The 25915-nt window shown below is 39.5% G+C and carries 22 protein-coding genes; 11 read left to right on the forward strand and 11 right to left on the reverse strand.

Going from position 1 to position 25915, the window contains the following annotated elements:
• Positions 1-120: 120 nt before the first annotated feature.
• The 3 genes from MQE36_RS01485 (at position 121) to MQE36_RS01495 (ending at position 2999) form a co-directional block, all read left to right on the forward strand.
• Positions 121-918 (forward strand): sulfite exporter TauE/SafE family protein, encoded by a 798-nt coding sequence (locus MQE36_RS01485; RefSeq protein ID WP_242937435.1) that lies wholly within the window; start codon positions 121-123, stop codon positions 916-918.
• A gap of 66 nt (positions 919-984) precedes the next feature.
• Positions 985-2391: an MBL fold metallo-hydrolase gene (locus tag MQE36_RS01490; RefSeq protein WP_242937436.1), complete on the forward strand. Its 1407-nt coding sequence runs from the start codon at positions 985-987 to the stop codon at positions 2389-2391.
• Positions 2391-2999: a class I SAM-dependent methyltransferase gene (locus MQE36_RS01495; protein ID WP_242937437.1), complete on the forward strand. Its 609-nt coding sequence runs from the start codon at positions 2391-2393 to the stop codon at positions 2997-2999. The genes MQE36_RS01490 and MQE36_RS01495 overlap by 1 nt, the downstream gene beginning before the upstream one ends.
• Before the next feature lie 34 nt (positions 3000-3033).
• Here the strand turns inward: MQE36_RS01495 and MQE36_RS01500 are convergent, their stop codons facing one another.
• Both MQE36_RS01500 and prmA read right to left on the reverse strand, forming a co-directional pair.
• The gene (locus MQE36_RS01500; RefSeq protein ID WP_242938795.1) at positions 3034-3309 is read right to left on the reverse strand and encodes an ATP-dependent Clp protease adaptor ClpS; all 276 of its coding nucleotides are present in this window, start codon (positions 3307-3309) and stop codon (positions 3034-3036) included.
• A gap of 18 nt (positions 3310-3327) precedes the next feature.
• On the reverse strand, positions 3328-4164 hold the full coding sequence (gene prmA / locus MQE36_RS01505) for a 50S ribosomal protein L11 methyltransferase (protein ID WP_242938796.1): 837 nt from the start codon (positions 4162-4164) through the stop codon (positions 3328-3330).
• Between the two features lie 163 nt (positions 4165-4327).
• Between prmA and MQE36_RS01510 the strand changes: the two genes are divergently transcribed.
• Entirely contained in the window at positions 4328-5101 is a 774-nt protein-coding gene (locus MQE36_RS01510; protein WP_242937438.1) for a slipin family protein, read from the forward strand.
• A 187-nt stretch (positions 5102-5288) separates the two neighbouring features.
• Here the strand turns inward: MQE36_RS01510 and tpiA are convergent, their stop codons facing one another.
• From tpiA to MQE36_RS01535, 5 genes are all read right to left on the reverse strand, one after another.
• Entirely contained in the window at positions 5289-6038 is a 750-nt protein-coding gene (tpiA, locus tag MQE36_RS01515; RefSeq protein ID WP_242937439.1) for a triose-phosphate isomerase, read from the reverse strand.
• On the reverse strand, positions 6035-6541 hold the full coding sequence (locus tag MQE36_RS01520) for a TlpA family protein disulfide reductase (RefSeq protein ID WP_242937440.1): 507 nt from the start codon (positions 6539-6541) through the stop codon (positions 6035-6037). The genes tpiA and MQE36_RS01520 overlap by 4 nt, the downstream gene beginning before the upstream one ends.
• A gap of 71 nt (positions 6542-6612) precedes the next feature.
• Positions 6613-7686, reverse strand: coding sequence for an ABC transporter permease (locus MQE36_RS01525; RefSeq protein WP_242937441.1), 1074 nt, complete (start codon positions 7684-7686; stop codon positions 6613-6615).
• Between the two features lie 5 nt (positions 7687-7691).
• Entirely contained in the window at positions 7692-8789 is a 1098-nt protein-coding gene (locus tag MQE36_RS01530) for a BT_3928 family protein (protein WP_242937442.1), read from the reverse strand.
• Positions 8789-9334, reverse strand: a complete 546-nt coding sequence (locus MQE36_RS01535; protein ID WP_242937443.1) for a DUF1599 domain-containing protein — start codon at positions 9332-9334, stop codon at positions 8789-8791. Before MQE36_RS01535 ends, MQE36_RS01530 begins: the two co-directional genes overlap by 1 nt.
• Positions 9335-9458: 124 nt before the next feature.
• Between MQE36_RS01535 and folP the strand changes: the two genes are divergently transcribed.
• Together folP and cdaA are read left to right on the forward strand one after the other, a co-directional pair.
• On the forward strand, positions 9459-10283 hold the full coding sequence (gene folP / locus MQE36_RS01540; RefSeq protein WP_242937444.1) for a dihydropteroate synthase: 825 nt from the start codon (positions 9459-9461) through the stop codon (positions 10281-10283).
• Between the two features lie 56 nt (positions 10284-10339).
• Positions 10340-11125 (forward strand): diadenylate cyclase CdaA, encoded by a 786-nt coding sequence (gene cdaA, locus MQE36_RS01545; RefSeq protein WP_242937445.1) that lies wholly within the window; start codon positions 10340-10342, stop codon positions 11123-11125.
• Here cdaA and MQE36_RS01550 read toward each other — a convergent pair.
• Together MQE36_RS01550 and truA are read right to left on the reverse strand one after the other, a co-directional pair.
• Positions 11122-12888, reverse strand: a complete 1767-nt coding sequence (locus MQE36_RS01550) for an ABC transporter ATP-binding protein (RefSeq protein ID WP_242937446.1) — start codon at positions 12886-12888, stop codon at positions 11122-11124. The genes cdaA and MQE36_RS01550 overlap by 4 nt on opposite strands.
• Positions 12889-13635 carry a tRNA pseudouridine(38-40) synthase TruA gene (gene truA, locus MQE36_RS01555; RefSeq protein WP_242937447.1) on the reverse strand — a complete coding sequence of 249 codons (747 nt, stop codon included), beginning with the start codon at positions 13633-13635 and terminating at the stop codon, positions 12889-12891. It abuts the gene before it with no gap.
• Between the two features lie 242 nt (positions 13636-13877).
• Here truA and MQE36_RS01560 point away from each other — a divergent pair, with 242 nt between their 5' ends.
• Positions 13878-14375 (forward strand): metallophosphoesterase family protein, encoded by a 498-nt coding sequence (locus MQE36_RS01560; protein WP_242937448.1) that lies wholly within the window; start codon positions 13878-13880, stop codon positions 14373-14375.
• Positions 14376-14929: 554 nt separating this feature from the next.
• Here the strand turns inward: MQE36_RS01560 and MQE36_RS01565 are convergent.
• Entirely contained in the window at positions 14930-15340 is a 411-nt protein-coding gene (locus tag MQE36_RS01565; protein ID WP_242937449.1) for a DUF4293 domain-containing protein, read from the reverse strand.
• Between the two features lie 189 nt (positions 15341-15529).
• Here MQE36_RS01565 and rho point away from each other — a divergent pair, with 189 nt between their 5' ends.
• Positions 15530-17254 carry a transcription termination factor Rho gene (gene rho / locus MQE36_RS01570; RefSeq protein ID WP_242937450.1) on the forward strand — a complete coding sequence of 575 codons (1725 nt, stop codon included), beginning with the start codon at positions 15530-15532 and terminating at the stop codon, positions 17252-17254.
• Between the two features lie 17 nt (positions 17255-17271).
• On the opposite strand, the gene MQE36_RS16960 is transcribed toward rho, so the two are convergent.
• Positions 17272-17397, reverse strand: coding sequence for a hypothetical protein (locus MQE36_RS16960; RefSeq protein ID WP_278286598.1), 126 nt, complete (start codon positions 17395-17397; stop codon positions 17272-17274).
• Positions 17398-18077: 680 nt separating this feature from the next.
• Between MQE36_RS16960 and MQE36_RS01575 the strand changes: the two genes are divergently transcribed.
• From MQE36_RS01575 to MQE36_RS01585, 3 genes are all read left to right on the forward strand, one after another.
• A complete protein-coding gene (locus MQE36_RS01575) occupies positions 18078-22994 on the forward strand; it encodes a hypothetical protein (RefSeq protein WP_242937451.1) in 4917 nt (1638 codons plus the stop codon).
• A gap of 256 nt (positions 22995-23250) precedes the next feature.
• Positions 23251-23664 (forward strand): lipocalin-like domain-containing protein, encoded by a 414-nt coding sequence (locus MQE36_RS01580; RefSeq protein WP_242937452.1) that lies wholly within the window; start codon positions 23251-23253, stop codon positions 23662-23664.
• Positions 23665-23728: 64 nt separating this feature from the next.
• Positions 23729-25852 (forward strand): fibronectin type III domain-containing protein, encoded by a 2124-nt coding sequence (locus MQE36_RS01585; RefSeq protein ID WP_242937453.1) that lies wholly within the window; start codon positions 23729-23731, stop codon positions 25850-25852.
• The last annotated feature ends 63 nt before the right edge of the window (positions 25853-25915 follow it).

Below are 25915 nucleotides of genomic sequence, written 5' to 3' on the forward strand. Positions count from 1 at the left end.
CGTTTTTAGCCCCATTTCTAAAAAAGACGTTAAAATGAATTATTTTTTTAAAAAATGGCGTGCATATCGAATCAAATTTTGTCACCTTTGTCTCGATTTGATAATTCTCTTACGCTAAAAATGAGCATCGAAATTATACTCGGATATATTGCTGCCCTTATTATAGGTCTCGTACTTGGACTTGTTGGTGGAGGCGGGTCTATACTCACAGTTCCTTTATTAGTTTATTTGTTAGGGTACAATCCCGTTATAGCCACAGCCTACTCATTATTTGTTGTAGGATCATCTTCTCTGGTTGGTGTCGTTCAAAAACACAAAAAGGGATATGTAGATTTTAAAACCGGCCTCGCTTTTTCATTTCCATCATTTCTGGCAGTATATTTATCGAGAAGGTTCTTAGTTCCGAATATTCCTGATATCGTATTCTCTATAGGCAACTATGATCTTACCAAAGAAATGGCCATCATGATATTCTTTGCATGTATCATGTTTATTGCCTCAACTTCAATGATCAGAAACAAGAAGGACAAAAAAGAATTCACAGAGAAACAACCTTATTACCAAACGTTCATTCAAGGACTTATTATAGGTACAATTACAGGTGTAATAGGAGCCGGAGGCGGATTTCTTTATGTGCCCGCATTGGTTCTTTGGGCCGGATTATCTATGAAAAAAGCAGTAGGCACTTCTTTGGTTATTGTTGCAATAAACTCTTTGATCGGCTTTACCGGAGATATGCAGACCCTCGACATCGAATGGACTTTCCTGCTAACGTTTTCATCGCTGACAGTCATAGGTATTTTGTTAGGAGGACATCTCTCTAAATATGTCTCTAACAAACGATTAAAAAAAGGTTTTGGATGGCTTATCTTAGTTATGAGTTTATATATATTAAGTAAAGAAATTTTTAACTTCTAGTGTGACAATTGTCACAGATAAACAATATTAGTATTCGTAAATTTGTATTTTAAAACAGAACTAAAAATGAATATCGAACAAATATATACAGGATGCCTGGCACAGGGAGCATATTACATAGAATCGGAAGGAGAAGTAGCCATTATTGATCCTTTGCGTGAAACGCAACCCTATATAGATAAAGCAAAAGCAGAAAATGCCACTATTAAATACGTATTCGAAACGCACTTTCATGCAGATTTTGTTTCGGGGCATATAGATCTTGCTAAAAAAACAGGAGCTACGATTGTGTACGGACCAAATGCCAAAACAAGCTATGATATTTATGGTGCAAAAGACGGAGAAGAATTCAAACTTGGGAAAATAACAATCAAAGCAATCCACACACCCGGCCATACACTTGAATCTACAACATATCTGTTGGTTGATGAAGGCGGAAACAACCATGCAATCTTTACCGGAGATACCTTATTTTTAGGAGATGTGGGACGTCCTGATCTTGCTATCAAACAAGACCTCACCAAAGAAGACCTCGCAGGCATGCTATACGATTCCCTTAGAAACAAGATCATGCCTTTGGCAGATGACATTATTGTTTATCCGGCTCATGGCGCAGGGTCTGCCTGTGGAAAGAACCTAAGTAAAGAAACTGTTGACACCCTTGGAAATCAGAAAAAAACCAATTATGCATTAAGGACAGACATGAGCAAAGAAGAGTTTGTAGATGAGGTACTGGATGGTATTTTGCCTCCTCCTCAATATTTCTCTAAAAACGCCATGATGAACAAAGAAGGCTACAAGGAGTTTGAAGCCGTTCTTGAAAAAGGTAACGTTCCCCTAAATCCGGAAGATTTTGAAGCTATAGCAAACCACGAGGGAGCTTTGGTTTTAGATGTCAGAACCCAGGCAGATTTTATCAAAGAACATATACCAAATTCAATATTCATTGGTTTAAACGGACAGTTTGCACCATGGGTAGGAGCATTGATTACCGACTTGAAACAACCTATATTATTGGTAGTACCGGAAGGAAAATCCGAAGAAGCGGTTACACGTCTTTCCCGTGTTGGCTATGATAATACACTTGGATATTTAGCGGGCGGGATTGAAAACTGGAAGAAAAGCGGTAAGGATATTGACAGGATTGATTCAATCGATGCCCAAGAATTTGAAAAGAGATATACTCCCGAATTAGAAATCCTCGATGTAAGGAAACCTGGTGAATTTGAATCTACCCATCTGAAGACCGCAACAAACTTGCCTTTGGATTTCTTAAGTGAGAACATGAATAAAATTGACAAAAACAATGAATATTATGTTCATTGTGCCGGAGGTTACCGATCGGTTATTGCTGCATCTATTTTAAAGGCAAGAGGATTTGACAAGCTGATCGACATAGCAGGAGGATATGGTGCATTAAAGAATACCGGTATCCCAAAAACAAATTTTGTGTGTCCCAACTCAACAAAATAATGAACAGGGAAGATCATTGGAATAACATATACAATACCAAAGAACATGCTTCGGTGAGTTGGTATCAGATAACACCGGCCACTTCTCTTGATGTTATAGAAAAGTACCGCATCCCCAAAAACGCCAATATCATTGATATTGGCGGTGGGCAAAGTTTTTTTGTTGATCAGCTGTTAAAATTGGGATACACTAATATTACTGTTCTTGACATCTCAAAAGAAGCCATTCAAAGAACGAAAGAAAGACTGGGCAATTTGGCGAATAATGTTAAATGGATACTTAGCGATATCGTTAGTTTTGATCCTGAGGAAAAATATGATTTCTGGCACGACAGAGCAACTTTCCACTTTTTAAACGACAAAAATGATATTGCTGCTTATCAGGCGAGATTAAAAACCGGTTTAAATAAAAACGGAATAGCCTTTATAGGCACTTTTTCTGTAGACGGCCCTGCCAAATGCAGTGGCATTGATATTACGCAATACGATGAGAATAGTCTTCCTGAACGATTTGATTTTTTAGAAAAGATTGAATGCTTTCGTATAGATCATACCACACCTTCCGAAAAAAATCAGAATTTTATTTTCTGTATATTTAAACATATATAAACTAAAAGACCGGTGTTTGCACCGGTCTTTTAGTTTATATAATTTCGGCCGAAAGTCCGGCATCGAGTAGTTTAGAGCACCTTGGTTTCAAATCGTCATAATCTCCAGTCTTAACTGTACATTTACCTTTATAATGAACAATTATCGAACATTGCTCTGCTTGTTCCGGTGTATGGTCACAGGCATATACAAGCGTTTCAATAACATGGTCGAAAGTATTCACATCATCATTATAAAGAACGATCTCATTCTGCTTTTGTACTTCCTCTTCTACCAACAGCTCCTCTAATATCCTCTCTTTTGTACTCATCATCAACACTTTATAATACTAAAATAAAAATTTTGCTGCAACCCAATGGTTCTTTTCTAAATTTTCATCAAACTTTAACGAAAATTCACTGCAACGCTCTTTAATTTGCTCCAGATCTTCCTTGTAGAACCCACTCAATAATAAAGTACCGCCCTCGCTAAGACTCTTAACATATATTGGAATGTCTCTCAATAAGATATTCCTGTTAATATTCGCGATAATAACATCATAACTCTTATCTGCCAATAAGGATGCATCGCCTTCAAATACAGATATGCTTTTACAATTGTTGCGCTCAACATTTTCTATCGAATTCAAATAACACCAATTATCGATATCAATGGCATCTACAGACTTGGCTCCCCTCATTTCAGCCAGAATTGCCAATACAGCAGTCCCACATCCCATGTCGAGGGTTTTCTTCCCACTCATTTCCATTTGGAGCAAATGTTGAATCATCATATGGGTCGTTTCATGATGGCCGGTTCCAAAACTCATTTTAGGCTCTATGACGATATCATAGGTTGTTTTCGGTTCTTTATGAAAAGGTGCCCGAACTGTACATCGACCATCAACTTCTATAGCCTCAAAATTCTTTTCCCATTCTTCATTCCAGTTCACCTGCTCAATATCCTGAAAAGTATATGAAATTTCGAACTCCTCACTATTAAGAATATAAATAGCATCTAATATGTTTTCACGCCACTCTTCCTTATTTATATACGCCAGTAATCCATCTTCCGTCTCTACAAAACTCTCGAAACCGACATCACCCAATTCAGCAATCAATATTTCATTTCCCGGATTAACAGGTGATACTTTAAAATCGTAACCAATATATGTGATCATTTGCATCAGATTATTATTCACGCAAAAATAACGATGATTTATGAGTAATTAATTTTTTGAGGTTAATATTATTTTAATAATCACATAAACCCACACCATCAAATTAAACACATAACAACCTCAAAATCAAATTTTTATTCACTAACTTTATTAAAGAAAGCTTATACAGATGTCTTCATATATCATTTTCATATTCATCATTGCATTCTTCCTTTTGGGAATAAGGATCGTTTTTGAATATAAACGAGCTTTAAAGTTCAGGTTCGGTAGTTATGTAAAAGTGTTAAACCCTGGTTTCCGGTGGATAATTCCATTTATTGAAACTACGCAATTTGTCGACATGCGCGTAATCACTATCAATATCCCAGCCCAGGAGATAATGACCCAGGACAATGTTCCATGCAAAATAAATGGTGTATTGTTTTATAAGATAATTAACGCCACCCAATCTATCCTGGAAGTAGAAAACTACGATTTTGCAATTTCTCAATTAGCTCAGGCATCACTTCGTGATGTTTGTGGTAAAGTAGAACTGGATACTATTTTATCCAAGAGGGAAGAGATTGGAAATAACATCCGTGAAATTGTCGATGCCGAAACCAAAGATTGGGGAATAACGGTTTTAGATGTTAAGATCAAAGATATTGAACTTCCTGAAAACATGAAGCGCTCCATGGCAAACCAGGCGGAAGCCGAACGTTCAAGAAGGGCCCGCATTATTTTAGCGGATGCAGAAAAACAGGCAGCTCAGGCATTACTCGAAGCCGGGGAGCTGATAGACAAGTCTCCTTCATCTATAAAACTGAGACTCTATCAAACCCTGGCCGATATTGCCGCAGAAAAAAATTCGACGATAGTTTTCCCTTTCCCTGAAGAAGCTCTTTATAAAAAAGAAAACTCCGCTAAAAAACAGAAGCAACTCAAAAAAGGGAAACGTAAGTAAACTACCTCGGTGCAAGCACACGAGGCATTGGTCGGAAACAAATTTTAATTTCGAGGCAAGCCCTATGAAATTCCGTCAGGACTATTTCACAAGGGCAAGCCTCGGGGTATTATACCCTTTGGCGGTGCCAGTAAAAAAGGCCTGTTAATATAAAACAGGCCTTTTAAATCATATTAATGATCAGGTGTTATATTGCTTTTACAATAGCAGAAAAATCTTCAGCTTTCAGCGAAGCTCCTCCAATAAGTCCGCCATCTACATCAGGTTGAGAGAAAATTTCCACTGCATTGTTCGGTTTAACACTTCCTCCGTATAAAATAGAGATACTGTCCGCTAAACTTTCATCATACCTCGCACTTAATACCTCCCTGATAAATTTATGAATCTCCTGGGCCTGCTCAGGCGATGCAGTTTCTCCCGTACCGATAGCCCAAACAGGCTCATAGGCCAATACGATATGTTTCCAGGCTTCAGCATCTAAATGAAACAATGCATTTTTAAGTTGCTCTTCAACTACTTTAAAATGATTATCACTTTTTCTATCTGTCAACTCTTCACCAAAGCAAAAAACAATCCTCAAACCGCTTGCTAAAGCAGCATCGGCTTTCTTTGCTAAAAGCGCATCGTCTTCACCAAAATACTCGCGTCTTTCAGAGTGGCCCAAAATAACGGTTTTAACCCCCACACTCTTCAACATGGAGGCAGAAACCTCACCTGTATATGCTCCGCTTCCGGCAAAATGCATGTTTTGGGCTATTACCTCAATTTGAGATTCCTTTAATGCTTCATACGCCGGGTACAAATTTGTATAGGCCGGTGCAATCATTACTTCGGCATCTGTATCCGGCAACTCATTTTTTAATGCCGTTATTAATGACCGGGTCTCGGCCAGGTCGTTATTCATCTTCCAGTTTCCTGCAACAATTTTTTTTCTCATTTTGTAACTTTTAATGTTTTTATTAAAGTTTGATCGTCGGTCTTAATTGACCTGAACACCTCTATCTTTCCATTAGGATTTACTATCATATATCGAGGAATCCAATCTAATTTTATATCCTGGCAAAAAGGACTTTCCTTCCATCCCCTGGTAATAAAATAATGGTCACCGCTTAAATCATATTCTTTCACTCCGGTTTTCCAGGCTTCCTTTTCTCTGTCGAGGGACAGAAACACAAAAGAAACCTCTTTAGCTCCATATTTTTCCTGCAACGCCTTAATTTCCGGTATGGCTACTCTGCAATCTTTACACCAGGTGGCCCAAACATCAATAAAGACAGTTTTCCCTGCGTGTTTATTCAACACCGATTCAAAAGTAACTTCTCTACCATCTAAAGTTTCAAACACGTCGTTTAATGCTTCTTCACCGAATCTTTCCGATTGAGCTGACACCGCAAGGCTTACCCCTGTCACCAGCAACGCAAATAATACTATTTTCCTCATGTTCCAGATTTAATTTATTTTAAAAGCAGTCGCATTCGATCTTTAATAATTTCACTATTCCCAAAAAAAAATCAAACTCTGATTTTAGGATCTAACCATCCATAAATCAGATCGACAAAAATATTAATTATAATAAACATGGTTGCTATAACCAGTACTGCTCCCATGATCACCGGTAAATCCAGTGTATTCAACGCATTTACTATTTCCTTGCCTAATCCATTCCATCCAAAAATATACTCAACGAACACTGCTCCGGCCAGCATGCTGGCAAACCATCCTGAAATAGCTGTTACAACCGGGTTCAGGGCATTCTTAACCGCATGTCTTCTTATCACCTGAAACTCACTAAGTCCTTTTGCCCTTGCAGTCCTGATATAATCCTGATTCAGCACTTCAAGCAACGAGTTTCTCATTAATTGAATTACGACAGCCAATGGTCGTATGCCCAGAACAACAGCAGGTAAAATAAGATTCTTCCATTGTATAAATATCGATTCGCCATAATCATCTACTTCATACAAACTCCCTGTCATATTCAAACCGGTATATTCATGGAAAATAAATCCAAATACCCAGGCAAAAATGATGGCACTAAAAAAAGACGGAACACTCATTCCCAATGTGCTTAACACCTGTATTAGTCTATCGGGCCATGTATCTTTAACCAATGCCGAAATCACTCCCAAAACTACACCAATAATAATTGCTATCACAATGGCAGACACAGCCAGCACAAAAGTATTTGGTAATGTGTCAGCTATAACTTCTGTTACCTTTTTTCCGTTTTTCTGGAAGGATTCACGCAAATAAGGCAGTTTGATAACGACCTGTGTGTTGCCAACAGAAAACAACTCGGTAGCAGTATACCTGTCTTCTGATAAAAAAGTATAATCGTCTGGGTTTTCAGAATGGAAAGAAACGGGAAACAGATCATTCAGGTAATACAAATATTGCAGGCTTAATGGTTTATCGAACCCATACTTCTTTTTAATTACCGCCAATTGTTCGCTGTCCTCATTCTGATCGAGCATCATCCGTGCCGGGTCGCCCGGCAAAACCGTAAACAACAGAAAGATAACCGTAACAACCCCGAAAAGGGTCAGTACCGCATAAAAAACCTTATTTAACAGGTAACTCAGCAAGAATTCTAATCATTAAACAGTTTTTCAACATCGTTAAAGTGCAGCTTCTTAACGATCGTTCCTTTATTAAGTTCTAAAACTCCCGGATTCGATCGTACTATGGTTTTCAGTGTTGTCAGATCGCAAAAATAAAAATCAAAATCAAGCTCATACTTCTCTTTAAAAGGAGCCAGTTGTTCTTTATTAGAGGCCGACATACCGATTACTTTATATCCTTTTTCCTTAGCCTGATCTGCTAAGGGTTTCATTTTTGACAGACCATTATCATTAGCTTTCAGTATATCACGGGTAACAATGACTATCACTTTATCCCATCCCATAATTTCAGAAGTGTGGTCTACCCCTTCCCTTTCCATGGTAAAATCGTGAATAGGCGGCTCATACCCTTTTTGAACCTCTGTTGTTTCAACATCAATAAAATCTCCGTCAACACTCGGATAGTCACCATTCGTGGTAATAGTCTTTTCTTCCCCGTCAATATTGAACTTCCATGCATATTCAAAAACGGGTTGAGGTGCATCATCCGGCATACTCATCCCTTCTTCTATATTTACCCCTATTTTATACGGACGAAAATCGACACTGGGCAAATGGCTGTACACATGCCTGGCAAACCAAACACAAAAAAGCAATGTAATTACCGAACCCCAGTGAGCGATTCTAACAGAAGGGAATGGCTTTATATGTTTGTATCCGAAAAATAAGATCAATATTAAGATCAACAAAACCACATCTTTAGAAAAGGACTCCCACGGGGTAAGTTTTATGGCATCGCCGAAACAACCGCAATCAGTTACTTTATTAAAATACGCAGAATAGAATGTCAGGAAGGAAAAGAATACGATCATTACCAACAAGCTCCAGACGGTAAACTTTTGTTTATACCCTAATAAAAGCATCACCCCCAGCAACGTCTCGAATATAACCAAAACGATCGCGATCGCCAGAGCATATGGTGTAAGAAAATCTAAATTCAGAACCCCGGGACTAAAATATTCTTCGAGTTTAAACGAGAATCCCACCGGATCATTCAATTTTATAAGTCCACTAATAATAAACAGAAAGCCTACTAAAATTCGGGAAACAGCAACTAATATTTTCATTATAATTTATTTTCATTTAAATGAATTAAAGCAAAAACAGCATAATTAATCATATCCTGGTAGTTAGCATCTATCCCCTCACTAACCAGTGTTTTGCCTTTATTGTCTTCTATTTGCTTTACGCGAAGTATTTTTTGAAGTATTAAATCAGTAAGCGAACTTATGCGAAGATCTCTCCAGGCCTCCCCATAATCATGATTTTTATTCTCCATCAGCTCTTTGGTCACCTTTACATGGTGGTCATAACATGCTATAGCCTCATCTACCGGAAGATCAGGTTGGTCTACCACCCCTTTTTCAAGCTGTACAAGAGCCATAATTGAATAATTAATAATACCGATAAACTCAGGGTATTCATCCTCATCTACTTTTCTGACTTCATTTTCCTGAAGGCTTCGAATGCGTTGTGCTTTTATAAAAATCTGATCTGTAAGAGACGGAAGCCTGAGGATTCTCCAGGCACTTCCATAATCTTTCATCTTTTTTATAAACAAATCACGACAAGTTTCAATTACTTCATCGTACTGTTTTGACGTATTGTTCATGCGGTTGATTCAAATTTGCGTAAATTTCGCGTAAAATTTTTAATTGTTCAAAGCTCAGGGTTTAAAGTTCCTGTTTTTAGCGTTTTCTTAAGTATTCGGATAAACACCGTAAAATCTTTAAAAAATGACCATAAATTGCAATGGCAAATTAATAGATCTGTCATCACCCAAAGTGATGGGCATCCTAAATATCACTCCCGATTCTTTTTACGATGGTGGAAAATACAAAAATGAATCGGAAATCCTTTCCAGAGTTGAAAAAATGCTTCAGGATGGTGCTCATTTTATTGATCTGGGAGCTTATAGTTCCAGACCCGGAGCGAGAGCTGTGTCTGTTCAGGAAGAATTAAAAAGAAGTATCCCTGTTACCGAATTGATCATAAAACACTTTCCGGAAATTCATATTTCGATAGATACATTCAGGAGTGTAGTCGCAGAAGAAAACATCAAGGCCGGTGCGAGCATTGTAAACGACATATCGGCAGGAAGCCTTGACAAAGAAATGATGCAGACTGTTGGCAGGTTACAGGTTCCGTATATTATGATGCACATGAAGCACACGCCACAGGACATGCAAAAACACACCGATTACGAAGACCTCTTAAAGGAAATGATATTTTACTTTTCCGAAAAGGTTTCGGAAGCGCGTTTTCATGGCATAAACGACCTGATGATCGATCCCGGATTTGGGTTTGCCAAGACGTTAGAACAAAACTATGAAGTGTTGCAAAAACTTGAGCTTTTGAATATTTTAGACATCCCCGTATTGATCGGAGTCAGTAGAAAGTCTATGATCTACAAGTTGCTTGAAACAACTCCTGAAGAGGCTTTAAACGGAACTTCGGTAATAAACACCATATCGTTAATGAAAGGAGCCCGGATGCTGAGAGTACACGATGTAAAAGAGGCTGTAGAGACCGTAAAAATATTTAATCAGATGAATGCTTAAATATGGTTTGCAGGATGAAAACTAATTTTTCTATTTTTACATAAAAGACAAAGCCTTTGGATTTTCTTGACTTCTTAGATTTCAAACTTATAGACATCATCGATATTGTATTGGTGGCATTTCTTTTTTACTACGTCTACAAACTGGTAAAAGGCACTGTAGCCATCAATATCCTGATAGGCATCATTATCGTGTACCTTATCTGGCTATTGACCAAAGCATTACAAATGGAGCTCCTGAGTAACATTTTTGGCGCTTTTATAAGCGGTGGAGTGTTTGCTCTTATTGTTGTTTTCCAACAGGAAATCAGGAAATTTCTGCTCATGGTCGGTTCTACCAACTTCGCAAGCAAACGGGCTTTTGTTAAACACTTCAAGTTCTTAAAAAATAAACAGCTGACTACCAACACGGATGTGAATGCCATTTTAGCTGCATGTGAAAAAATGGGAGCAACGAAAACCGGGGCAATTATTGTTCTTGAACGCAATAACTCATTAGACTTTGTAAAGGGATCGGGCGATAAAATGAATATCGAAATTACGGCTCCGATACTTGAAAGTATTTTCTTCAAGAATAGTCCCCTTCACGATGGTGCTGCTATTATACAAGACAATTATGTAGTCGCCACCCGGGTTATACTGCCCGTTTCAAACGAAAGAAATATTCCGCTGCGTTTCGGATTACGGCACAGAGCTGCTGTTGGTATTACCGAAAAAACCGATGCCTTGGCTCTTGTAGTAAGCGAAGAGACCGGACAGATTTCATATATAAAAAACGGAGAGTTCGTTTTATTTAAAGACCTGTCGGAATTAGCAAATACAATCACCCGCGATCTGACTTAGGCAACCTCCTCTTGCATGAACTGAACTTCATAGAGATTCCGGTAATACCCCCCTTCAATCTTTAAAAGTTCCTTATGCGTTCCTTCTTCCACTATTTTCCCCGAGTCCATCACCAGAATTTTATCTGCTTTTTTAACTGTCGCCAACCTGTGTGCTATAATAATCGAGGTTCTTCCTTCGGTAATTTTTTTAGTTGCTTTCCGGATTAATTCTTCCGAATATGAATCTACGGAAGATGTAGCCTCATCCAATACCAATATACTCGGATTACTAACGTAGGCCCTCAGGAATGCAATTAATTGCCTCTGCCCACTAGACAACATACCTCCCCTTTCCTTTACGTTATAGTGATAATTACCGGGCAGGCTCATTATAAAATCATGGATTCCTATTTGTTTTGCCGCCGAAACAACATCCTCTTCCGTAATCGCAGGATTCTTTAAGGTTATATTATTGAATATGGTATCGGCAAAAAGAAATACGTCTTGTAAAACAATCGCTATATGCTTACGTAAAGATGATAACGTATAATTTTTAACGGACTCACCATCTACCGTAATTTCTCCGGAGTTAATATCGTAAAAGCGATTCAACAGGTTGATAATAGTCGATTTTCCGGCTCCTGTTGCACCAACGATGGCTATGGTCTGACCTGCCCTGGCTTCAAAAGAGATACCGTGAAGCACTTCTTCTTCTTCAAGATAACCAAAATGAACATCTTTAAAAGCGACATCTCCTTTTACCGTACTCTTTTCTACATCACCCTTATCCTCTATTTTGCTGTTTGTATCCAGAATATCAAAAACCCTGTTGGCTGCAACCATTCCCATCTGCAACGTATTAAACTTATCGGCAATCTGGCGTAATGGCCTGAATAACATTTGTGTCAGCTGGATAAACATAAAGATAACTCCCGGCGTAAAAGACGATTGCTGAGCATCCTGCAATACCGCATACCAGACGATAAGTCCTATTGTAATGGATGACATGAGTTCTGCTACCGGAAAAAATATAGAGTTGTACCACACCGTTTTCAACCAGGCATTCTGATGTTTTTCATTGATCTTTTTAAATCGGTTATACTCTTCTTCTTCCCTTACAAACAACTGCACTATTTTCATTCCGGACAGTCGTTCCTGTACAAAAGAATTTAATTGAGATACCTGCGCTCTAACCTCGATAAACGCAACTTTCATTGCTTTCTGGAACAATCGGGTAGCATACAGAATAATTGGCATTACCGCAAATACAATCAGGGCCATCTTCCAGTCTGAATATAGCATTACTCCTGCAACAACGGTCATTTTAAGAAGATCGCTGATAATCATAAAAAGTCCATCACTAAAAATGGCTGCAATTCGTTCGATATCACTTACCGCCCTGGTTACCAACACTCCTACAGATGAATTATCGTAATACTTCATCTTAAAACTGAGTAAATGATTAAACAATTTTACCCTGATATCCCTGATGATTGACTGGCCTAACAAGTTTGCATAATAAACAAACAACAACTGGCATATCACTTCAAAAAACAGCAACCCAATCATCAATAATGAGAATATCAATAAGCCATGCTGGTCCTTAGTTACGACATAATCATCTACGGTAATCATGAGTAAATAAGGTCTGGCCACCGCAAAACCTGAAAGTAAAATAGCTGCTAATGCCACTCCGTAAAAAATAGCCCTGTAGGGTTTAGAGTGTTTCATTAAACGACTAAATAGCGAAAAATCGAAAGCTTTTGCTGTATCTTTACTCATCTATCTATCTGTAATTGAGGTTGGATATTTTACCTTCATCAAATATAAACCATGCGCAGGAACTGATACCCCTGCATTGCTTCTATTTTTACTTTCTATGATTTTTTTAACATCCTCTTTAGAAATCTTTCCTTTTCCGACTTCCAATAGTGTACCCACAACAGCTCGAACCATATTGCGTAAAAAACGATCTGCTGTAATTGTAAAAATCAACTTCTCTCCATCATACCTCCAATACGCTTCCCCAACATCGCACAAATATGTCTTTACGTCTGTATTTGACTTTGAAAAACACTGAAAATCTTTATACTCGGTTAACAGCGCTGCCGCCTGATTCATCTTTTCCACATCTAAATCATATTTTAAATAACAGGCTGCATCGGTCAGGAACGGGTTCTTTTCTAAAGTTATCCAATATTCATAGGTTCTGGCCGTAGCATCAAAACGGGTATGTGCATCATCTTTCACCCTAAACAGGCGACGAATAGCAATATCGGCCGATAAAAAAGAATTCATCTTCTTTACGAGCAAATCTTCTTCTAAACTTTCTTCCACATCAAAGTGGGCAAACATTTGTTTTGCATGTACACCTGTATCTGTTCTTCCCGCACCTACAATTTTAATTTCCCTTCTTAAAAGGGTCGATAATGCCTTCTCTATAGTTTCCTGTACTGTGATTCCATTCGGCTGAATTTGCCATCCATGGTAATTTTTGCCATTGTATGAGAATTCTATAAAATATCTCAAAAGAATTTATTTTTCTGTTTCAGAAGGCAAAGATACGATGAAAGTTAGAAGTACGAAGTCGGAAGCTATAAGTAGTGGGTTAGAAATGAGTGCAGGAGTAAAATATCCCCTGACATCATCTTTCCCTAAATTTGGATCTTTGGAAAAGATAAAGATGGGTGTGGGGTTTTGAATTTGTTTTTAGAGTTTGAATATTGGCAGTGATACCAAAATCTATTTACCTTTGGCAATAAAGCCCGATAATGACAAGAATACTCCTCCTCTCTGACACCCACAGCCATATCGATGAACAAATACTGAAATATGTAAAACAAGCCGACGAAGTATGGCATGCGGGGGATATAGGCGACTTGAAAGTTACCGACGCCATAAAAGCCATAAAACCTCTGAAAGCTGTTTATGGAAATATAGATAACGACAAAGCCCGGTTAGAGTTTCCGGAAAACAACCGTTTTATGTGTGAGGGGGTAGATGTGTGGATTACCCATATTGGTGGTTATCCGGGAAGATATGACCGTAGAATTAAAGAGAATATCTTAAAAAACCCTCCCAAATTATTTATTTGCGGACATTCGCATATACTAAAAGTAATGTGGGATAAAAAACTGGATTTATTACATATGAACCCGGGTGCAGCCGGCAAGCATGGGTTTCACAGCGTCAGGACCATGCTCCGTTTCGTTATTGACAAAGATCAGATCAAGGATCTGGAGATTATTGAATTAGAGAAAAGGAAATAAGAGTTTGGTCGTTGGTTTTGAATTGAACGCTTGAATGCCTGAAAGGTCTGAACATGTTCAATAGCTAAACAATTAAAATTTTTGCATTTATACGAAGACAGTAATCCATAGTTCAACCTTACATAACAAGATTATTTGACTACTTGGTAACAATAATTGTTAGTTTTTTGTTTCGGTTTGAGCTTAAAAGATCTGGATTAAAAAATCCGGTACTCTTACCCCTGCTTTCGACATTTAATCGCAATGCCCCTGGCCCTGCTCTAACTATCCTCAGAATAATCTCTCAAGAAGGATACTTGTTTTTTTATAGTCAAACCTATAGCTCATTTCTCTTCTCTCTTTTCTATAAACCAAACACGAGTTGCCCATTAACAGCCTCTAGCTTTAACCTTAAATAGCGTTAGCGATTGCAACGACATCCTTTTACTGAATGAAATGAGGAAAAAGATATAGTGAAAAGCGCGACCCAACGGCGTTGGGAAATGCCCATAACTAAAAAAGCCCGGAAATGGCTCCGGACTTTTCTACGCACTAATATTACTAAGATGTTAGGTTTATCGTAACCGATCAACAGATTTTACAAGATCTTCGTCCTTCTTAATGGCTCTATTGGCTAACACTAATAAAACGATAGAAACAATGGGGAGAAGCATCCCAATACCCTTCTCAGAAACAACAGTTTCTCCGGATAAACTTAGCGATCGATAAACGAAAAATCCTAGTAAAAAAAGGTTTAATATCATGTTCAACCTGTTCAATACAAATTGATTTTTTCTTTTCTTGTAAGCAAAAATACTTATAACAGCCAAAACTGCCGATGCAACAAACAAACTACTATATAGTATCTCATTTGCAGCATACACCTCTATCCCTTTTGCATCAGTCCACAGATTCAGGAAAAAAGGCAATACTCCGCTTGCGAGTAATACTATAAAAAGATATAATGTTTGTACTCTCTGTATCATTTTCTTAACTCTCCGGCAAAAATAACAGTTCTTTTTTAAAAACAGTGTTTGTTTTTTAAAATTAATTTGTAATATTGCGGTAACAATTCACAATTAGTACATTACGAAACACTTTTGTACATCGAATAAATCATATTCATCATTTTTTTGATAATTATTACCTCGAACCAATAATTCATATTAGTTTACATGTTTGATATTTCGGATTTAAAAGCAAAGAAACTTGCCGAGTTACATGAGATTGCAAAAGTAGCTGGTATTAGTAAATACAGGTCTTTAAAGAAAGACGACCTTATTTACCAGATACTCGATGTGCAGGCATCTAGCCCAGAAGCAGTAAGCAAGGAATCTTCATCTAATGAAAATAAGCCTGCCAGAACAACCACGGCTCCAAATGAGCGTAAAAAACGTACCCGCGTTAAAAAAAATACGGCAACACGTTTAGCAGACAACAATAAAAAAGACACTCCCCGGGAAGATTCTCCATCTAATGAGGCTTCTCAGAAACAGCCCAGAGAAATAAGTGCTGATATTGATAAAAATGACACTCCTGTCGTGAAAGCAGAAGAAAGGAAAGAGCATCCCCATAAACCTCAACAGGGGAAAAAAGAGCCCCTGAAGAAAAGGGAAAAACCTCAGGATCAAAAAAACAAGCCCCAGGACCAAAAAAACAAACCTCAAGACCAGAAAAACAAACCCCAACCTCAGCAGCAACACAAAAAACAACCACATCAGAACCAAGACCGTGATAACTTTGACAAAGACAAGAAACAACGTTACCGCGACCCTGATTTTGAATTTGACGGTATTGTTGAAAGTGAAGGGGTCTTAGATATTATGCAGGATGGGTACGGATTTTTACGCAGCAGCGATTACAACTACCTGTCTTCTCCCGATGACATCTATGTTTCTCAGTCGCAAATAAGGCTGTTCGGATTAAAAACCGGCGATACCGTAAAAGGAAGTATCAGACCTCCGAAAGAAGGCGAAAAATACTTTCCATTAATAAAGGTAAGCAAGATCAACGGCCTGGATCCTCAGGTTGTTCGCGACAGAGTTTCTTTTGAGCACTTAACACCATTATTCCCTCAGGAAAAATTCAATATCGCAGACAAACAAAGTACAATATCTACCAGAATTGTGGATTTATTTTCACCTATCGGTAAAGGACAACGTGGAATGATCGTTTCCCAGCCTAAAACTGGTAAGACAATGCTTCTTAAAGATATTGCCAATGCCATTGCTGCAAATCATCCTGAAGTATACCAACTCATCCTCCTGATCGACGAACGTCCGGAAGAGGTTACCGATATGCAGCGAAATGTAAAAGGCGAAGTTATCTCTTCTACCTTCGATGAACCTGCCGAGCGTCATGTTAAAGTTGCCAATATCGTACTCGAAAAAGCAAAACGCCTGGTTGAGTGCGGTCATGACGTAGTAATACTTCTCGATTCCATTACCCGACTGGCTCGTGCCTATAACACGGTACAACCTGCATCAGGCAAAGTACTTAGTGGTGGTGTAGACGCCAATGCGCTTCACAAGCCAAAACGTTTCTTCGGTGCTGCAAGAAATATTGAAGGCGGTGGTTCATTAACCATTATAGCGACTGCTCTGGTAGAGACAGGCTCAAAAATGGACGAAGTTATTTTTGAAGAATTCAAAGGAACAGGTAACATGGAGCTTCAATTGGACAGAAGAATTGCCAACAGAAGAATCTTCCCTGCTATCGACCTTATATCTTCCTCAACGCGTCGGGACGATTTACTCCTGGACGAAACTTCGATACAACGCATGTGGATTATGCGCAAGTATCTTGCAGACATGAACCCTGTAGAAGCTATGGAATTCATGGAAGGAAGAATAAAACAAACGCAAAACAACGAAGAATTTTTGCTGACAATGAATCAGTAACAGATATCATCATAAACTTAAGGAGGCCGGCTAATAATATCATTAGCCGGTCTTTTAGTTTTATTCCTTTTCATACCCGGCCATTCAAAGATCGTGATATTCGGCTTACAAGCTACATCCTTAAACCCCTTCTTTTCTTCCATGCTTTAGGTTTTCGCCCTGCTATATGATACTTTCCGACACTGTTACAATCGTACCAGGCATACTCACCCATTAAAGAATAGTCATTGCCGAATGAACAGGCACTCTCCGAACCCGCCCTGCAAGTATATCCCCATTCTGCTTCAGCAGGCAAGCTATAAAAGTGTACCGTTTTAGCAGAAAGCCATTCACAAATTTAGATATTGTAAGTTGTATCATATTCACTATGGGCAATCCCACACCTGTTCCCGTTCCCATATTCATATCTACAAAAGGAATCATAAGCCCGGAAACTGCATCCATACCTCAACTACTCCCCCATCACTATTAAATCATACAAACATGAGGGATCTGAAACAGTTTGACTTATTCATTTAATCGCCTGCATAGAATACGGATACAACCATTTACACTCATACCTTCTTCAATTATAGAGCATAATCTGAATATCATTCATATACTTTTATTAATAACTCTAACATTTTATCTGTAAAAAAGTATAATTACGAGAACATGTATGAACTTTTTTCCTTATAAAAAACTATGTTTTTCGTCGAAAAACTCAATTATTCTTACAAAAACAATGTGAAAATATTCGTAAAAGTTTATTTTTGTATCGATAAACATAATCAAATCATCGATTAAAAGCTAAAACAATTAACAGAAATGACCCGGCCCGCTTATGCGTAGATTTCTACTTTTATTAGTATTCCTTAGTTATACTAATTCTTATCCATTTCCAAATAACTTCTTATTTCCAGATAAGAACGTTAAGGATTCGTTGGTTCATAACGGTACCGGCAATAAAGGGAAAAGCATTGTAAGTAAGCAAGAGGAAGTTTCCATACATGAATACGGATCGACAGTTTCCACTACATTTTTAAAAGCATTGGAACAAAAATTCCCGGAATCAGACAATACCGGCAATTATATTCCTAATGCCCCGGAGTTCAGTTGGGAATACATTCAAAACACATATACTGTCGATTCCCTGACCAACAGTCAACAACTCGCAGCTAAAGGATCATTTGCCAAAATTGAAGAACAGCAACATTGGGTCGACGAATTTTCTAATGAGGATATTGTTACCTTGCCTGTGGGGGTTAAATACCAAACTGAAAATGTAGAATATGCCATAGGGATCACAGAGGCTGAAATTAATCCGGATCATACCATCCTAACGGTATTTGCAAGGGTTAAAATTCAGCAATCAGATAAAGAAGGCCGTCCGATAGAACTATTCTTTGGTGCGGACAATGTAAAATTATCTCATCAGGGAGGTATTATTGGCGATGCCAAATTGGTTCTATTAGGAGATGTCCCTATCCCATTCAACGGAGGAAATTGGCTTTTGCAATTAAATGGAGGTTTCAGCTATCGTTCGGGAAATACAAGGCATCTTACCTATGTAACTATCGATTGCAGCGGAGTGAAGAACCTTGCACTGAACGGATCTGTAGAATTCTCCAGAAATATGCTCATCCCTATTGAAAAAGACGGGAAAGTACACGAGAACATCACTACGATCAAACGCCGGGTCTATACCGAAGAAGGAAGCAAAACCATCAGTGTCCCAAACAGGGTAAGAGGCGATTTTAATATTGTTGTTGATAGCTGGAGTGATATTCTGGTGGACATATCATTGCAACCTTTCGTACGTGCTAAAAAAAGAAATGGCGACAACTACAATGGGAACATGCAATTCTACCTGAACGAAGCCGTATTGGATTTTAGTGACCTGAGAAATTCATCCAATGTACACTTTCCCGAGTATTACCACGACAACGGATTGTTAATGCCTGATAAAAATACGTGGAAAGGGATTTACATAGAAACATTGGAAGTAAGGCTTCCGGAAGAGTTTAAAACCAAAGAAACCATAAAGAACAGACAGCGGATCGCCCTCGGGGCCCATCAGTTCATTCTCGATTCTTATGGATTGTCCGGATCATTCTATGCCGATAACCTGTTCACTTTAGAAGAAGGAAGGACCAACGAAAATAAGGCCTGGGCAATTTCATTGGACCATATTGAGGTCGATCTGGCCGCCAATCACCTTATCGCAGCCGGATTTAACGGCAGGGTACTGCTCCCCGTATCAGATGACATCAACAAATCAGGTACGGTTGGTTTACGCTATGGCGGATATTTCTCGGAAGAAGAATATGGCTTAAAGGTAATTAATGACTCGATTGTTGATTTTGGTTTTTTATCCGCAGAAGGGCAATTGGATCCCAATAGCAGCATTGAGCTTAAGGTAATAGAAAGCCAGTTCAGGCCCAAGGCAACACTTCACGGTAGGTTGGCCATTAATGCCAATCAAAAAAAGAATCTGGAAACTACACCTCCAACCACAACCGATAAAAAAAAGGATGCCACGGTTCAGTTTAAAGGCATCGAATTCCAAAATCTTGTATTGCAAACCGAAAATCCTGTCTTTTCAGTCGGCTATCTCGGTTACAGCGATGAAGTGAAATTTGCCAACTTCCCGGTATCCATTGCCAATATCAACATCTCGGCTCAGGATAATCGCGCTGCCCTCTGGTTCGACCTGAGAATAAACCTCATGGACGGAGCCGGTTTCGGGGCGGAAACGACGTTGGGGATCCTAGCTGAAAATGTCGAAGAGGATCAAAAACAAAAATGGGTGTTTGACGGACTGGACATACAAGAGATCTATGTGGCGGCCAATATGGGCGGCTTCTCTTTTGATGGTCGCTTACTGTTAATGCAGGACGATCCGGAATACGGAGATGGTTTTGCCGCCAGCCTCGAAGCCAAATTTAAGTCGCTCGGAGAGATAACGATTAAATCCTCCGGTATTTTTGGTAAGACCGACGGATACAGGTATTGGTATTTTGATGCCATGATAGATGATCTTGCCCCTCCGGGAAGCCCGGGAATTATTGCCCCTAAAGGATTTGGCGGTGGGGCTTATTACAAAATGAAACGCAAAGGATTCAGTTCTGCCTTTTCAACGGCATATTATTCAGATAACGAGATTGAAGAAAGAGATCTGCAAGGTACCGGTAAATTGGCCTATGCCCCTAATGAAAATATGGGACTCGGTGTTAAGGCCATGATATTGTTTTATGTAGGTTCCAGTGGTGTCCTCGACGGAGGTGCCGGATTTGAGATCCTGTTCAACAAACATGGCGGAATATCGAGAATGGGATTGTACGGACAGGCAAAATTTATGGCCGAACTTCCATTTGCCGGAAAAATGAACGGCCTTATGGATGAAGTAAAGAATCATGCAGGTTCCCTGAATGATTATATGGGCGATACGGTAGATAATCTTACCGAAAAAAATAAACTTACCAAACCATTTCTAGACAAAGCAGAATTGAACTTCCCTCCGGTACCGGACAAAGTAGGTGTAGAAGCCACCATGGGAATTGAATATGATTTCGAGAACTCAACCCTGCACGGCGAACTCGACGTATATGTAAATGTAGCCGGCGGTGCAGTACAGGGTCGTGCCAGCAAGGGACGGGCCGGATGGGCAGTATTACATTTTGCCCCGGGTGAATGGTATATCCATATGGGGACACCAACAGACAGGCTGGGACTTAAGATCGGCGTCGGATCGTTCAGGGTGGAATCCGGAGGATATTTTATGATCGGCGATCACATTCCTGGTAGCCCGCCTCCTCCACCGATCGTTGCTGAAATACTGGGTGAAGATGTGCAAACACTCGACTATATGCGCGATGAAAATGCCTTGGGTGAAGGCCGTGGATTTGCCTTCGGAGCTGATTTCTCACTTGATACGGGCGACCTGAATTTCCTGATCCTCTATGCCCGTTTTCAGGCCGGTATGGGATTCGATATTATGCTTAAGGACTATGGCGAAGCAGCATGTGCCAACCGTGGTGGCGACCAGATCGGTATTAACGGCTGGTATGCCAACGGGCAATCGTATGCGTACTTACAGGGGGAACTAGGTATAAACCTGAAACTTTTCTTTGTCCGCAAGAAGATCCCTATCATCAAAGGAGGTGCTGCCGTACTGTTACAAGCAAAAGCCCCTAATCCTGTCTGGATGAGAGGATACGTAGGCGGGCATTTCAATTTACTTGGCGGACTGGTAAAAGGGAAATTCCGGTTTAAACTCACCATAGGCGAAGAATGCGAATTTATCGATGCTTCCCCACTTGGAGGGATGAAGATCATTACCGACGTTACCCCAAAAGACGGTAGCGGCGATGTTGATGTCTTTGCAGCTCCACAGGCCACCTTCAGTATGAAAGTGAATGAGCCTATTGTGATCCCTGAAGATGATGGCGACAAGACCTATAAGATCGTACTCGAAAAATACAGGATACTGCACGATGGAAAAGAAATTCCCGGAACCCTTGAGTGGGGAGTTAATAACGACAGGGCTACTTTTGTATCTACCGATATCCTTCCGCCACACCAACAACTACAGGTAGAAGTAGAAGTGAGCTTCCGGGAAAGAAAGAACGGAGTGTTCGAGACCATTATGGTCGACGGGCAAAAAGCTATTGAAACTGAAATACGCGGCTTTACTACCGGCGAAGCTCCAACGGTTATCCCGTTGCATAATATCCGGTATGCCTACCCCGTACTCGAACAGAGATATTTCATGAAAAATGAATACGACAAAGGATATATTCAACTGCTCAGAGGACAGGACTACCTGTTCAACCTGTCTGAATGGACCACTGGAATTGTCTTTGTCGATGAAACAGGAGTTGAGATCCCGGCGCAGTTCAATTACAATACCGGAGATAACAAAGTGTACTACCAGTTGCCAAACCTCAGCAATAATGCCAAATACCGGTTATCTATAACCAGTCGCACAAAAGCATCCGGAACAGCAAACGACAGAAATGATAATTACCGGACCACATCTATAGATGATGACAATAGTGTTGAAGTGAGGCAAAATACAGCAGATGCTGTGGTGAAAGAGGGAGAGATTGAACGGCTTGCATACGATTTCGCTACAAGCAAATACAATACGTTTAAACAAAAGGTCAGGAATATCAACACTACCGATACCAATTGGGGAAAGATCTATTCCGATGTTATTTTTCTTGCCAATCAGGCACAAAGTGAAGAAGCTTTCGACCTGGCCGAACTTACCGGAAATGAATATACCGAAAATAAATCTTTGGTAGAAGTAACAGCAACCCTTACCGACGATTATTACAAGAAGGACATGAGCCCTCCATTGTACGGGCAATATCCGCTGGGCAATAATTACAAGATCATAACCCGGGAAGAAGCTCAATATGGCATTCCGCCTAAAAAGGCAGTACCAATTGTTGCCCATTATCTAACAAGTGTGCAATATAATGTAAACCAAAACTGGTTGCTTAGGAATTTTCCGTATTACTATAACCTGCCATTGATTTATAAACAGGACTGGACAGACTTGCGGTCGCAGATATTGAACGATTGGATAGACGGGAACGTAAGCCCTTCCGGTACGGCTTTACAATTTTTAGACGCCGATTACCTGTTTATGCGCTATGGTAATTACACTGTGAACATGCAATATATCCTCCCTGGGGGAATTAAAGGGACGAGTCATGAATATGAATTTAAAAACGAGAATAGATTTAGGTAATAAACGAAATGTATAAAAATAAAATTAACAGCAGATACACGCAACATACCATTTGCATATTGGAGACTGCCAACTGCATACTGGAGACTGGAGACTGCCGACTGTATACTGCATACTGTTAATTAAAAAGCATTCCCAAAAGGTAAAGGTGTGGACTTTTGAGAAGGGTTAAATGAACAAACCGCACCATAAACTAAATTTTAATTTTTTATTTATTATGAAAAAACTAATGTACTTATGCTTAATGATAGTTGTAATGCCCCTAACCTCTTGTAGCAGTGATGACGATAACGGTGGACAGGATCCGATTATCGGGAAGTGGAAAATGGTCAAAAGTATTACAGAGCATTTTGAAGGTGAAAATAAAACAAGTGAGAATGAAAAAGATTTAAATGAATATTATGAAGAGTTTGAGTTTAAAAATGATAACTCTGTAGTAAATACTGAGTATTACCCCTCAAGCGAAGATCCTCAAGATAAAGATGTCTTTCATGGAACGTATGTAATGGAGGGCAATGAATTGGTTATTACATATAAATATGAAAATGAAGATGACGATGTATATGAGTATACTTATAGTGTTAGTGGAAATAAATTGATTTTAGTTTCTTCACAAGAGTACGGTGAACAGAGAAAAGACGTATCTACAGATACTTTTGAAAAGCAATAAAAAAACTAACAAGTAGAGCATGGATATCAATTGTCCGTGCTCTAAACCATCCAAATATAAATACATGGGGTCAAATAATACGCAAATAGAAATGAATAATTACTCATTTATGGTATTAATACTTTTCATAAATCTGTTCTTCCCTTCATTTGTTTGGTCCCAATCTAATACTGATACTGTAAAAGGAGCTGCTATCCAGCTTATGGCAAGATCGCAAGGGGATAAAGTACTACTGCGATGGGCGGTAGATACCCCCCTGGAGTGGCAGAAGGCCAATACCTATGGTTTTTACCTCGACAAGTATGTGTATAAAAGGAACGGCCAACGCCTAGCCGCTCCCGAAAAAGTAAACCTTAGCCCCATCCACATAAAGGCCGATCCGGTGGAAGACTGGAAAGGCATTATAGAAAAAAGCAATTATGCAGCAATTATTGCCCAGGCCCTTTACGGAGAAGGCTTTGAAGTAACCGGAACCAACGATGGTGAAATAGCACGGATCGTTAATCTTGCACAAGAACAGGAACAACGTTTTTCCTTTGCCCTTTTTGCCGCCGATATGGATTTTGAAGCTGCTATAAAAGCCGGATGGGGGTATGTTGATACCGATGTAAAACCGGGTGAAGAATATGTGTACCAGGTAAAAACGGCCATCCCTTCCGAAATAGCGATCGTAAAAAGTGCTTCGGCAACCGCATCTACAGATGATTTTGAACCCTTGCCACAACCCCTCGGACTACAAGGTATTTGGGGCGATAAGAACGTACTGCTTACCTGGGAATACGAACTCTTTAAAGCCATTTATACGTCTTACAATATAGAACGTTCCAAAGATGGAAAAAACTTTACGGAACTAAGCCCAATACCATTGGTCAACCTGAACGACAAACCGGAAGCCCCGGCCAAGCGCATGTATTATATCGATTCGCTGGTACAGAACGATACGAAACATCATTACCGGGTATATGGCATTTCGTCTTTCGGGGAAAAAGGCCCGTATTCAGATATCATTTCAGGGAAAGGAAGTCCGACCCTGGTTTTCTCTCCAAGAATATCCGGATATGAGTTTACCGAAAACCAAAATGAAGCCATTATCAAATGGGAATATCCTGAGGAAGGGGAAAATCTCATTACCAAGTTTACCATGACCCGGGCCGATAAGGATTCCGGACCCTATGAAGTGATCTTTGATAGCATCCCCGTACACAAAAGAGAAATTTTATATTCAAAGCTCAACCCTTCCAACTATATCAAAATAGCTGCCATTGGCAGGAACAACCAGCAAAAGGAATCCTTCTCTTCCTTTATTCAGCCCATTGATTCCATACCTCCGGATCCGCCTGTGGCATTAGAAGGAACAATAGACAGCCTGGGACAGGTAACCATCAATTGGGATAAGAACACCGAAAGAGACCTGCATGGATACCGGGTATTCAGGAAGAACATAGAAAATGAAGAATTTGTACAGCTTACCGTTGACCCTATACAGGAAACCGTGTATACCGATTCGGTACAGCTTAAATCATTGAACAGCAAAGTATATTACAGCATTATTGCGGTGGACAAACGTTTTAATCAGTCGGATTTCTCAGAAGCCCTGATCATGGAAAAACCTGATGTAGTGCCACCAACCTCCCCTATTTTTACCAGTTACCGCATAGAAAACGGCCATGTGGTTTTGGAGTGGGAATGCAGTACCGAAACCGAGGCTATCCACTATTTATACCGCAAAGACCTGACCGAAAACACCTCCTGGGAGGTCGTATATTCAACCTCCGGTACTTTAAAGACCTATACAGATAAAAAGACTGCTCAAAATCATACCTACCGTTATGCCATTATGGCTAAAGACAAAAACGGGCTTGAATCGGAACCCTCTACCCCTGTAACAGTTACAGTAGTGAATATGGTACCGCAAGAACAGATAAAGTCGCTAAGCGGTTACGCCGACCGTGAACAGCATCATATAGAACTCCACTGGAAATTAAAAGACCAGGAACAAATAGCCGAAGTAACGATCTACAAAAATGCAGAAGGACAACCACCGGTTACCTACAAGGTACTGCCACCGCATATTGTTACTGTAAAAGATAATGATATTAACCCGAACAATACCTACAGCTATCAGCTAAGGGCTACCATGAAAAACGGGGCTTTCTCCAAACTGGAATCGATAGCTATAAAATATTGATGGTATGAGGTCTTTACAACGAATTATCAACAGTATGCTGCAAGCTACAATTTGCAAATTGTT

The organism is Zhouia spongiae, from assembly GCF_022760175.1.
Lineage (GTDB): Bacteria > Bacteroidota > Bacteroidia > Flavobacteriales > Flavobacteriaceae > Zhouia > Zhouia spongiae.